The 12336-nt window shown below is 59.6% G+C and carries 8 protein-coding genes; all 8 read left to right on the forward strand.

Annotation, left to right across the window (positions count from 1 at the left end; all coding sequences use genetic code 11):
- The first annotated feature begins 231 nt into the window (after positions 1-231).
- The 8 genes from acpS to AAA069_RS09780 all read left to right on the forward strand — a co-directional run bounded on the left by acpS (position 232) and on the right by AAA069_RS09780 (position 12120).
- Positions 232-771 (forward strand): holo-ACP synthase, encoded by a 540-nt coding sequence (gene acpS / locus AAA069_RS09745; RefSeq protein ID WP_006235843.1) that lies wholly within the window; start codon positions 232-234, stop codon positions 769-771.
- On the forward strand, positions 772-2388 hold the full coding sequence (locus AAA069_RS09750) for an NAD(P)H-hydrate dehydratase (protein ID WP_082222952.1): 1617 nt from the start codon (positions 772-774) through the stop codon (positions 2386-2388).
- Between the two features lie 2 nt (positions 2389-2390).
- Positions 2391-3536, forward strand: coding sequence for an alanine racemase (gene alr, locus AAA069_RS09755; RefSeq protein ID WP_035137770.1), 1146 nt, complete (start codon positions 2391-2393; stop codon positions 3534-3536).
- Positions 3537-3544: 8 nt separating this feature from the next.
- Entirely contained in the window at positions 3545-4165 is a 621-nt protein-coding gene (locus tag AAA069_RS09760; RefSeq protein ID WP_006235848.1) for a uracil-DNA glycosylase, read from the forward strand.
- Between the two features lie 12 nt (positions 4166-4177).
- A complete protein-coding gene (gene tsaE, locus AAA069_RS09765) occupies positions 4178-4684 on the forward strand; it encodes a tRNA (adenosine(37)-N6)-threonylcarbamoyltransferase complex ATPase subunit type 1 TsaE (RefSeq protein ID WP_006235849.1) in 507 nt (168 codons plus the stop codon).
- Positions 4671-7055, forward strand: coding sequence for a tRNA (adenosine(37)-N6)-threonylcarbamoyltransferase complex transferase subunit TsaD (tsaD, locus tag AAA069_RS09770; RefSeq protein WP_349128253.1), 2385 nt, complete (start codon positions 4671-4673; stop codon positions 7053-7055). The genes tsaE and tsaD overlap by 14 nt, the downstream gene beginning before the upstream one ends.
- 808 nt (positions 7056-7863) lie before the next feature.
- Positions 7864-9753 carry a carbon starvation CstA family protein gene (locus AAA069_RS09775; RefSeq protein ID WP_349128254.1) on the forward strand — a complete coding sequence of 630 codons (1890 nt, stop codon included), beginning with the start codon at positions 7864-7866 and terminating at the stop codon, positions 9751-9753.
- A 183-nt stretch (positions 9754-9936) separates the two neighbouring features.
- On the forward strand, positions 9937-12120 hold the full coding sequence (locus AAA069_RS09780; RefSeq protein WP_349128256.1) for a hypothetical protein: 2184 nt from the start codon (positions 9937-9939) through the stop codon (positions 12118-12120).
- Positions 12121-12336 lie beyond the last annotated feature (216 nt).

The following is a 12336-nucleotide window of genomic DNA, read 5'->3' on the forward strand; positions in this document are numbered from 1 at the left end:
CCATCGCGCCGAGAGTACTGCGGGGTCAGCCCGTGGGAGGCCAGGGCGCCGCTGACCGGTGGACGGCACCGAGCCGTCATCGAAACTGAGAAGGGGGAGGCCTCGCGGCCTCCCCCTTTTTTGCGTTTACGGGCTTTTGTCTCACATAGTAGCTGTGTTTTATAACCCTCGTTTGTCGCATCTTCTGCGAACGGGCTACAATAACTTAGTCTGTGCGATATGGAGGTGAACATGGCTGAAGCTGGTATCGGCGTTGATATCGTCGAGATTTCCCGCATGAAATCAATTCTTGAAAAGACGCCGTCGTTTGCTCGGCGTGTGTTTACCGAAGAAGAGCGTGCGTATTGCGATGCATCATCGCGTCCCGCTGCTCACTATGCGAGCCGCTTTGCTTCGCGCGAGGCGGTACTTAAAGCTCTCGGCACGGGTTTTAGTCAAGGCGTGGGTCGCAAGGATGTTTCGGTTACGCGTGATAAACTCGGCAAACCGAAGGCGCTGCTTTCGGGCCGTGCTCTCGAGATCGCTCAAGAACTGGGTGTTGTTGAGGTCGCTCTTTCCATTACGCTTACAGGAGACTTGGCCGTTGCGAATGCCATCGCGATTACCGAAGATGCTCGGCCTAAGCCAAAAGAGGAAAAGGTGAGCACCAAGAAACGCGTAGCGCAGACATTTAAAGAGGCTCGCTCTGTTTTAGATGAGCTTGAGCAGCTGCAGAATTCAGCATTGACGGAGCACCTGGGCGATGCTTCGCAAGATACGCTAGGAGCATAGATGAAACCGGTTTTGAGTACCGAAGAAGTCGTTCGTCTCGAGGATATCATCGAACGCGAAGGGACTTCGAAGGCCGAGCTTATGGAGCTAGCGGGTGAGTTTGCCGCCAACGAGGTCTTGAAGCTCAATCCCGATCGGGTTCTCGTTCTGGTCGGTTTTGGTAATAATGGCGGCGACGGTTGGGTTGCCGCCGATATCCTGAGCCATAAGGGTGTGGACGTGGATATCGTTTCTCCGGTTGAGCCGGATGAGATTCCTGCTGCTCTGGCACGTCATGTTGCTCGTCGTACTGCCGGCCGCGATGTGCACGTTTGCGTCGGCCCCTCGCGTGACGAACTCGAGGTTTTGATCGATAAGGCCGATGTTGTTGTCGATGCCATTTTTGGTACCGGTTTCCACGGAAATCTGCGTGCGCCGTTCTCCATCTGGATTCCTACGGTCAATGAATGCGCCGATTGTGTCGTATCCATTGATGTTCCCTCGGGCCTGAATGCCGAGACGGGCGTTGTTGATGACGACTGCATTCGTGCCGAGCATACGGTGACGATGATTGCGCCCAAGATTGGTCTGTATAGCGCTGATGGTCCTGAGTATGCTGGCGATTTGATCTGCGGCAATCTTTACGACCGTCTTGACGAGGTCATCGATGATGTCGACCACGCCGCCGAGATTGTCGAGCCCGGTGACTTAGTTGATTACTTTGCCCCACTACCTACGAATATCGATAAGTATTCCCGTGGCTCTGTGCTTATTGTCGCCGGATCTGCGCAATATCCTGGTGCTGCCATTATGGCGGCCAAGTCTGCAGCTCGCGCGGGTGCTGGTTACGTGGCGGTCGCGGCTCCTGATGCCTGCGCCAATCTTATTCGCATGGCACTTCCTTCGATTCCCGTCTTTGCTATTCCGTCTGATTCCCGCGGCTCCTTTGGCGCCGCTGCGCGCATGACTGTGTGCGAGATTGCAAAGAAGTACAGCTGTGTACTGTGCGGTCCCGGTATGACGACATCTGCCGGCGCTATGCAGGTGGTTTCGGGCTTGCTCGAGCTTGATGTGCCGCTTATCTTGGACGCCGATGCACTCAACTGCCTTGCTAAGATTGCCATTGACGGTATTGATAGTAATCCCGAGATGTATCGTCGCGAGCAGCCGTTGGTTATGACGCCGCACTATCGTGAACTTTCGCGTCTGGTTGCCGGTGACGAGGTGAACGACCTTGGTACTGCGATTGCAGCCGCGCAGAAGGTTGTCTGGGCTGCAGGCTCTGACAATCTGGTGGTCATTGCCAAGGGGCCGACGACGGCTATCTGTGGCGTTGAGCGTGTGCTGCTGCCGCTCTCGGGTCCGGCTTCTCTGGCAACTGCCGGTTCGGGTGATGTTCTCGCGGGTATTTTGGCCGGCACGCTTGCCACCATGCGCGACGAGATGGATCGTTGGGAGTTGCTGTATTCGTACGCCGTCGCACTTCACAGCTACGCCGGTTTTGCCGCGGCGACGGAGTATGGTGAGAAGAGCGTCATCGCGACCGATCTTATCGACTTGATCGGTCCGGCCATGGAACTGGCGGCAAAGGATGCGCTCGAAGATCTGGGAATCATGGACGAAGGGTCGGATGACTAATCATGAATAAAGCCGATTTGACGCGCTGGTCCTGGGTCGAGATCGACCGCGGGGCGCTCCGTCGCAACACGAGGGCCTATAAGAACTTGCTGAATCCACGTCAGCGCCTGTGCTGCGTGGTCAAGGCCGATGCTTATGGTCATGGAGCTGTTGAGTGCGCCAAGATCATGTATTCGGCCGGTGCCGACATGTTTGCCGTGGCGACGGTTAACGAGGGCGTTGAGCTCCGACAGGGCGGGATTACGAAACCCATCCTCATCCTAAGCGAGCCGCCTATCGAGGCCATTCCGACGTTGCTCGAGTTTGATATCATGCCCTCGGTCTATACGTCTGACTTTGCTCTTGCGTATGGCGAATGTGCCGTCGCGGCGGGCAAAGTGGGCAAGTATCATCTCGCCATCGAGACGGGCATGAATCGTATCGGCGTTCACTACACGCAGGTGCTCGACTTTGTCCGCGGTATAAATTTCCATCGCGGTATTCAGTGCGACGGCGTATTTACGCACTTCGCCACGGCCGATGAACCTTCGGGCTGGGACTACAAGCTGCAGTGTCAGCGCTTTACCGAGGCCGTTCAGGCCATTAAGGATGCGGGTTTTGAGTGCGGTATCGTGCACTGCGCCAACACGCCGTCCTCGATGCTCGACCCCTCGATGCATTTTGATATGATCCGCGCCGGCGTTGGCTTGTATGGCATGCAGCCGTGCGAGCTGAGTGGCCGCGTGATGCAGCTTGATCCCGTTATGAGCGTCCATGCGCGTGTGACGCGCGTGGCACACCCTGCGATGGGTGAGGGCGTGGGCTACGGTTTTACCTACCGCGTACCGCGTACGCGCGTTCAGATCTGCACGCTGCCGATCGGTTATGCCGATGGCCTATCGCGTACGCTTTCCAATCGTATGGATGTGCTGTATCGCGGCGAGCGTGTGCATCAGGTTGGCAATATCTGCATGGACCAGTTTATGGTCGCCATTCAGTCCAACCCGGCACACGAGATTCCCGAGGCCGAGTATGGTGACGAGATGATCATTGTCGGCCGCGATGGCGATGCCGAGATCACTATGGACGAGATGGCCCGACTGCGCGGAACGATTAACTACGAGGTCGCCTGCGGCTTTGGCATGCGTCTCGACAAGGTCTACGTGTAGGAGCCGCTATGGGCGTCATGCACATCCCCGGCCATACCCATCAGGCACCACGTGAGGTCGCACTCGAGGAAATTGAGGCCGTTCTGGGCGATTGTCACCTCTGCCAGCTCTACCAGTCGCGTCACAATATCGTGTTTGGCGTGGGAAACCCCCGCGCTCGCGTGATGTTTATTGGTGAGGCGCCGGGCCGCAATGAGGATTTGCAGGGCGAGCCCTTTGTGGGGGCGGCAGGCGAGGACCTCAACGGCATTTTGTCGCTGGCGGGGCTCAAACGCGAAGACGTCTACATTGCCAACGTGCTTAAGTGCCGCCCGCCGGGAAACCGCAATCCGCGTCCCGAGGAAGTGCTGGCTTGCTCGCCGTTTTTGCGTGAGCAGATTCGAAGCATCTGGCCCGATATTATCGTGACGCTCGGCAACCCCGCGACACACTTTGTGCTTAAGACCGAGATTGGCATTACTAAGCTGCGCGGCAGGTTCCACCAGATGGGGCATTTTGTAGTAATGCCCACTTTTCATCCGGCAGCAGCGCTGCGCAATCCGGCGTGGCAGGAGCTGCTGGAGGAAGACTTTAAGATGCTGGGCGACTATCTGGAGCGACATCCCGCACCAGAGGACGCCTCGGAATAATAAGGAGCATATATGTCCCTGGAGCGCCTGGGGGTAGGTACTTACAAAACGACTTGCGCTGCCGATACGGAGTACTTTGGCGAGCTAATTGCACCGTGCCTTGAGGACGGCGATGTGCTCATCCTGACCGGTGGCCTGGGAGTGGGCAAAACTCACTTTACCAAGGGCGTCTCGCGCGGGCTGGGCGATGGGCATATGGTTACGAGTCCTACGTTTGCGCTCATGGCCGTTCACGATCAAGGCCGTATTCCGCTGTTTCACTTTGATCTATACCGCCTGGAGCATGCCTACGAGCTCGAGGATACGGGCATTTTCGATGTGCTGGGCTATGAGGGTGCTTGCCTGCTGGAATGGGGCGAACAATTCCAAGACGAGCTGACGGATGAGTATCTTTCGGTGACGCTCAAGCGTGATGAGGGCGACAGCGATGTGCGAACGATAACGCTCGAGGCGCACGGTGACCGCGCAATGGAGCTTTCCCATTTGATTGATAAGGCTGTACAAGATGAGCTTGCATAACGACAACGCGCTGGTGGTGGCGCTCGATACTTCGACCGACATGCTTGCCTGCGCGGCAAGCTGGATTGATGGGCAGACGGGCGAGGCAAAGCTGGTAAGTGGGGACCATTTGTGTCGCCGCCATGCCAACGTGGAGCTCGTGAATACTGTTGATGGCCTACTGAAGCAGACCGGCCTGGATCGCAGCGATGTCGGCTGTTATGTGGTCGGCCGCGGCCCGGGTTCGTTTACGGGCGTGCGTATCGGCATCTCCACCGCAAAGGGTCTGGCACGCGGTGCCAACGTGCCGTTGCTCGGCGTGTCGACACTTGACGCGTGCGCCTGGACGGCATGGAAGGCCGGCGTACGCGGCAAGCTTGGTGTTCTTGCCGACGCCATGCGCGGCGAGGTGTACCCGGCGCTGTATGTGCTGGGGGATGAGGGTCCCGAGCGTCTGTTTGAGCGCGAGCGCGTGGTCAAGGCCGCCGTGGCGCTTGATGAGTGGCGCCAGGCCGCGGACTGGGATCAGGTTCAGCTGACTGGTGACGGTCTCGTGCGTTATGGCAAGCTGCTGGGTGAGGACGAGACGGCGCGCTGCGTGGAGCGAGACCTATGGTGGCCCTCGGGCGAGGGCCTGCTGATGGCGCACACCGCAGGCGATGGCGATCCGGCTCGCGTCTTGCCGATCTATACGCGCCTTTCGGACGCCGAGGAAAACGAGCGCAAGCGCCTGGGCCTTGCCGAGAGCGCGCAGAGTGAGGTGACAGGTGTTGCCGACGAGCTCGCTGGACGTCATCTGCAATTCCGCCCCATGGGCGCGGCGGATGCCGAGGGCGCGAGCGCGCTGGAGACCGCCTGCTTTGAAGGCGCCGGACACGAGGCGTGGACGCCGAGCATGTTCCTGTCCGAGCTGGGCGAGGACGTTGCCGCTCCGCGTAGCTGGTGGGTGGCGCATGACGACGGCCGTCTACTGGGTCTAGCCGGCGGCATGGTCGTCGACGGGGACGTGCAGATTATGGACGTTGCCGTCGATCCGGCGCATCGACGCGAGGGTATCGCCCGCAAGCTGCTGTCGCACGTGAGCTATGACGCGCAGATGCTCGGCTGCACTACGGCTTCGCTTGAGGTCGAGGACGGCAACGAGGGCGCAATTGCACTCTATACCGCCCTGGGCTTTACCGAGGCGGGCCGTCGCCGTGGCTACTACGGTGCCGGCAAGGATGCCATCGTCATGACGGCGCCGCTGCCCCTGGTGCTTCCTCTCGACAATGCCTCGCCCGAGCCAACGGCAGCCGAGCAACGCGTATGGCCGCTGCCTGCGCCCAAGCGCTCTGCCGAGGAACGTGTCGAGATTGAGCGTCGCCGCCTAGTACTCGCTATCGAGAGCTCCTGCGACGAGACGGCGGTGGCGATTATCGATGCGGATGGCAATATGCTGGCCAACCAGGTGTCGACGCAGATTGATTTTCATGCTCGCTTTGGCGGCGTGGTGCCCGAAATCGCCTCGCGCAAGCACGTTGAGGTTATCGTGAGCGTCGTGGACGCGGCACTCGAGGACGCCGCAGCGTCGCTGGGCCTTACGGGCGGAGCCATTGCACCAAGTGAGCTTGCCGCCGTGGGCGTGACGCAAGGTCCGGGCCTGGTGGGTGCCCTGGTGGTGGGTGTTGCCTTTGCCAAGGGCTTTGCGTATGCTGCCGGCAAGCCGCTCGTGTGCGTCAATCATCTGGAGGGTCACCTGTTTGCCAACCTGTTGGCGCAGCCCGACCTCAAGCCTCCGTTTATCTTTACGCTTGTCTCTGGCGGGCATACCATGCTCGTGCACGTAAAGGCATGGGGCGACTACGAGGTACTTGGCGAGACGCTTGACGACGCCGTGGGCGAAGCCTTCGACAAGGTGGCAAAGGCGCTGGGCCTTGGCTATCCCGGAGGCCCCATCATCTCCAAACTTGCCGAGACGGGCAACCCCAAGGCGATCGATTTTCCCCGCGCGCTGAACAGCAGGGGCGATTACCGCTTCTCGCTTTCGGGCCTCAAGACGGCAGTGACGCTCTACATCGAGCAAGAGACCAAGGCCGGGCGCACGATTCACCTGCCCGATCTGGCGGCTTCGTTTGAGGCAGCTGTCTTTGACGTGCAGTACAAGAAGGCCAAAAACGCACTGCACGCTACCGGATGCAAGGAATACTGCATCGGTGGCGGCGTCTCGGCCAACCCGCATCTGCGCGAGATGATGATCAAGAAGCTTGGACGTCAGGGGATTCGCGTAACGGTGCCGCCCTTGTCTGCCTGTACCGATAACGCAGCCATGATCGCGGAGGTCGCTCGCCGTAAATTCGACCGAGGTGAAATCTCGCCGTTCGACGTCGACGCCGATCCAAACATGACGTTGTAGCCGTACGGGTGCGGTCCCCGACCGGAGGGGCCGGATATAAGGTTTCCTGCTCTACAGTCCTGCGCAAGACGAAGGCCACATTAAGTGGCCTTCTTTGCGTGCGGAACTCGCGATAAACCTTATATCCGGCCCCTCCGGTCGGGGACCTTTCTGTATCGATATAGCTTCTGAGCTGGTTTGGCGTCGACAACGTCCAGCAAGGTTAACAAGCCAGCGTCGAATTTCCGGCGTGCTTTAGCTGAAAGAAAAAGATGGTGTGCGGAGCTTTGCTCCGCATTTGGGATGGGAGCCCCCGAGAGCGGCGGGAGCCGGGCGGCGCACATGAACTTTATCGCGAGTTCCGCACGCAAAGGAAAGCACTTAATGTGCTTTCCGTCTTGCGCAGGACTGTAGAGCAGGAAAGTTCATGTGCGCCGCCCGGCTCCCGCCGATCTCGGGGGCATCTCTCATGCAAAAACTTTTGTCGGGTAAAGTCCGAGGTCAGTGGCGTTTTATACCGAGAAATTCAAAAAAGTGGAAAATTCATTACATATTTGCGTTGACTTTAGGTAACTAAAGTTTCATACTCCTTTTCAACCACTGGGGGATGTGAACACGCACGGATCGTTCGCATCATGATTGAAGAGGATTTCTTAGACATGTTCACGCATCAGCTAAACATTATCAGCGTAGTAATTATCTGATGCGGGTTAGCACATACAGCTAGCCCGTACGATAACGGGCGGCTGATGAAGATGAGGGCCGTCGAGCGCAACCGACGGCCCTCATTTTTTATGTCTGGGAAGTTCTTTTTAGAGGAGGAAATGTAATGAACGGAGTTTTGCTCATGGTTGTGGCCGCGGCGGTGCTCGCCTGCGGCTATCTGGGCTATGGTCGCTGGCTGGCCAACAAGTGGGGCGTTGACAAGGATGCCCTCACGCCGGCCAAGCGCATGAAGGACGGCAACAGCTTCTCGCCCGTCTCCGCCTTCACCGCGTTCTCGCACCAGTTCAGCTCGATCTGCGGTGCCGGCCCTGTTACGGGTACGATCGTCGCCATGGCCTTTGGCTGGCTGCCCGTCGTGCTCTGGGTCCTCGTCGGCGGCATCTTCTTTGGCGCCGTCCACGACTTTGGCGCCCTGTACGCCTCGATGAAGAACAACGGCAAGTCCCTGGCTCAGCTCATCGAGAAGTACATCGGCAAGACCGGCCGTCGCCTGTTCCTGCTGTTCTGCTGGCTGTTCTGCATCATCGTCATCGCCGCCTTCACCGACATGGTTTGCAAGACGTTCATGTTCACCCCGGCCGTTGATGCTTCTGGTGCTGCTACCGGTGCCATCGACTTCACCAAGTCCTATGCCGCCGGCTGCGCTGGTACCATCTCCATCCTGTTCACCTTCGTCGCTATCGCCTTTGGTTGGGCCCAGAAGAAGTTCAACCTTACCGGTGCTGCCGAGTTCGTCACCGGCGTGGTCCTCATGGTTCTCATGTTCGCCGTCGGTATGCAGTTCCCGGTCTACCTGGATAAGTTCCAGTGGTTCGCCGTCGTCATGGTCTACCTGGTCTTCGCTGGCGCTATGCCCATCCAGATGCTCAAGACCCCGCGTGACTACCTCACTTCCATCATGATGATCGTCATGATCGTCTGCGCTGTCCTCGGCATCGTCGTCTTGGGCGTCAACGGTCAGGCTACTATCACCGCTCCGGTCTTCACCGGCTTCTCCACTGCCTCCGGCATGATGTTCCCGGTCCTGTTCGTCTCCGTCGCTTGCGGTGCTCTCTCCGGTTTCCACAGCCTCGTTTCTTCCGGCACCTCTTCTAAGCAGGTCGAGAAGGAGCAGGACGCCGTCAAGGTCGGTTACGGCGCCATGATCGTCGAGTCCTTCGTTGGCATCCTTGCCATCATCGTCGCCGGCATCATGTTCTCCGATATGAACACCGCCGGTACTGGCGCTCTCAACGCCGGTGTCGCTTCCACCCCGTTCCAGATCTTCGCCGCCGGCATCTCCCGCGGTATGCAGGCCTTCGGTGTTGACGGCACGCTCGCTACCGTCTTCATGACCATGAACGTCTCCGCTCTGGCCCTGACCTCGCTCGACGCCGTCGCCCGCATCGCCCGCACCTCGTTCTCCGAGTTCTTTGCCCAGACCAACGACGCCCTGGCCATCGAGTCCAAGGCCGGCTACATGAAGGTCCTCGGCAACCCCTGGTTCGCCACGGTCGTCACCCTGCTTCCCGGTCTCGCCCTCGCTTTTGGTGGCTATGCCAACATCTGGCCGCTCTTTGGTGCTTCCAACCAGCTGCTCGGCGGCATGACCATGATCACCCTCGCCGTGTTCTGCAAGTGCACCGGCCGCAAGGGTTGGATGCTCTACGTGCCCGTCGTCTTCCTGCTCTGCTGCACCTTCACCTCGCTGGTCCAGAGCGCCATGGGCTGCATGACCGCCGTCCAGGCCTACGGTTTCTTCGGTACCATCCCGGCTACCGCCACCACGGCCGCCGTCTCCGTCGCCGCCACCAAGGGCCTGCAGCTCGTCTTTGCCGTCCTGCTGATGGTCCTGGGCCTCATCGTTGCCGTTAACTGCCTCAAGGAGTTCTTCGGCAAGGAGGCCGGTTCCATGCCCGACGAGGAGCCCGAGTGGTCCGAGATGGGCAAGGCCGAGTATGGCCGCACTGCTGCTGCCGAGGCTCCTGTCGACGCCGAGGCCGCCAAGGCTTAGTCGACCTGACGAGTTGAACGTCACATCTATATGACTCGGAAAGACCGGGTCCGCGACTTCGCGGGCTCGGTCTTTTTTCATGCAAAAGCGGGTGACGCTCGAGTGTTCTCGCAGATGTTTTGCGTGGATAAGGGCGCGCGTTGTACCATATAGACGTATATGTGTGCATATGAAAGGGGCCCCGTGGCCAAGACGGTATATTCCGATAACCAACAAAATGTCGATGCTCTGGCTGAGCGTCTGAGCGGACAAACGTCGCTTTCTGCCGAGCGGGCAAAGCTGGTTGCCTACGACCTGCTTTGCCGCAAGGCACTCAAGATTAAGTCGAGCGCGCTGGCGCAGATTTTCCGCTCCGTCGATAAGGAATGTGACACCAAGGCGATGCGCGATGAGCTTATCGCGGCAAATATCGTGACCAAGATCGAGGGTAGCGGCATTAACGGGCGCCCGGCGTTCTATGCCATCAATGCCGAGATCCGCGATGCCCAGGAGCAGCCTGCCGAGTCCGTCGAGGATTTTGTCGTCGAGGATTCCGCTGACGTGCCTGCTGTGGAAGAAGTTGCCCCGCGTGAGCATGTCGATACCGATGAGTTGCTCGATGAGAACGTCGTGCGTGCCTTTACGGCCAAGGCAGGACGCGGCGGTTTTGGCGGGGGCGGCAAGCGCGATGCACAGCGCCGCGCCCAGCAGGAGCGCTTCCGTCGCGCCGTTGCTCGAAAGGGCGAGACGGATGCCGAGGCTGTTGAGACCGAGGCTGCTGCCGAGTCGCAGAAGCCCACGAAGGAGCAAAAGCCCGTGGAGGCCCAAGAGCCCAAGCGCCGTCGCGGCGCTCACTTTAAGGCTGCACAGCAGGATGCCGCGCGTGAGGTCGAAGAGTCTTCTGAGGTTGCAGACGATGTTGAGGAGTCTGCCAAGAAGGCTCCGGGTTCATGTCGTCCCGGACGTGGTTTTGCGGGGCGCGCGTATCCCGTAAGGCGTCAGGAGAAGAGCGAGCCGGCTTCGACCACTCAGGACGAGAAGGACGAGAAGGCCGTTGAGCCGGCGGCTCGCGAGCAGAAGCCTGTTGAGCCGCAGCTTGAGGTTGATGCCGAGGCCAAGGGCCAGCAGCCTACTGATGAGCAGGCGGAGCAGGGCGCGTCGAGCAAGCCTCGCCGCCGTCGCCATCGTGGGGGCCGCAGTTCCCATGCCGAGACTGCAGCCGAGAAGACCACGCCGCAGGACGAGGATGCGAAGGTCGAGGTTTCTTCGGGGCAGCCTAAGCGCCAGCCGGCGAAGGAGAGCAAGTCCGATCGTCCGCAGAAGCAGGCGCCTATGCCGAAGCGCGAGCGCAATTCCCAAGGCGATTCTAAGCGCAAGTCTCAGAAGAAGCCGGAGTCTACCGCAGCAGATACTGCTGCCCAGCAGCCCAAGTCGGCAGTCCACGGCGAGGTCTCGGCGTTTGCCCTTGCCCGCGTTTTAGGCAGGCAGCTGCTCAAAGTTGTCCCTACGCCTACGGCGCTCTCTAAGATCAAGGAGCAGCAGACACAGATCGTAAAGGTTGAGGGCAAGGACGGCAAAAAGGCTCCGCAGCGCACTCAGCACAACGAGATGTCCAACCGCAAGATTGCCGAGGAAATCGCAATCATCCAGGCTTGGATCGAGCAGAACCGAGGTGCCGATACGCCGGTTGCCTCGCGCCGCCAGCGTGCCTACCAGATCTTTAACGACGAGAAGGCTTTTGACGGCAAGCACGGTGAGCGCCTGATCAGACGTATGACCGAAAAGGGCATCAGCATGCAGGCGATCAAGGTCGCCCCCAATCGCCCCGTGCACTTTACGGGCTTCTTTACGCTGGGTGCCGACAAGCCGTTCATTATGGTCGAGAACCTGGATACCTATGACGAGATCGTCAAGCTCCTGCGCGGACGCAAACATGCCAAGCTCTTTGGCATCAAAGTGGGCGGCGTGATTTTTGGCGGCGGCTGCAAAGCGAGCGTCTCGCACGCACTGGATGATTATCTGGCCGAGATTGGCTATCGCTTTAACTACGTCTACTACGTGGGCGATATCGATCGCGAGGGCGCGCGCATCGTCGAGCAGGCTCGCAATGCCAATGTGGTTGAGATTCGCCTGCATGCCGGCATGTACCGTGCCATGCTCGCCGAGCATAAGCGTCGCGTGAAGGCCGGCGGCGAGTGCGAGCCCGCGGCTGCCAACCAGGGCGTGCCGCAGAACCTGGCGGCGACGATCAAGGATCTGCCCATGGTTACGCGCGTGCAGTTCCGCAACGTGCTGCGCGAGGGCGGGCGCATTCCGCAGGAGATTCTGATGACCGCAGACTATCGGGATGGCGACTCGGGAAGCTTCGACCGCATGCTGAACAACTAGATTCCGCCGTTCTACCGAACGGCGGTCTTCCTGACGCTGCGAGGGGCCCTGGCACGGCAATCTGACGTTCAACTTCGGCGGCGCGACCAGAAGGTCAGCGCCGCCTTGTTTCACGTCACCTTGCCATACCAGGACCCCTCTCGCTCATATGACCCAATCCGCTGTCAAGAGCCACAATGGCCCCGCCGACCGCTTGCAATCGGTCGGCGGGGCCTG

It is taken from the genome of Collinsella sp. CLA-SR-H006 (assembly GCF_040097075.1).
Classification (GTDB): Bacteria; Actinomycetota; Coriobacteriia; order Coriobacteriales; family Coriobacteriaceae; genus Collinsella.

Coding starts and splice junctions, on each gene's coding strand:
- acpS (WP_006235843.1), top strand. CDS start 232: ATGGCTGAAGCTGGTATCGGCGTTGATATCGTCGAGATTTCCCGCATG.
- AAA069_RS09750 (WP_082222952.1), top strand. CDS start 772: ATGAAACCGGTTTTGAGTACCGAAGAAGTCGTTCGTCTCGAGGATATC.
- alr (WP_035137770.1), top strand. CDS start 2,391: ATGAATAAAGCCGATTTGACGCGCTGGTCCTGGGTCGAGATCGACCGC.
- AAA069_RS09760 (WP_006235848.1), top strand. CDS start 3,545: ATGGGCGTCATGCACATCCCCGGCCATACCCATCAGGCACCACGTGAG.
- tsaE (WP_006235849.1), top strand. CDS start 4,178: ATGTCCCTGGAGCGCCTGGGGGTAGGTACTTACAAAACGACTTGCGCT.
- tsaD (WP_349128253.1), top strand. CDS start 4,671: ATGAGCTTGCATAACGACAACGCGCTGGTGGTGGCGCTCGATACTTCG.
- AAA069_RS09775 (WP_349128254.1), top strand. CDS start 7,864: ATGAACGGAGTTTTGCTCATGGTTGTGGCCGCGGCGGTGCTCGCCTGC.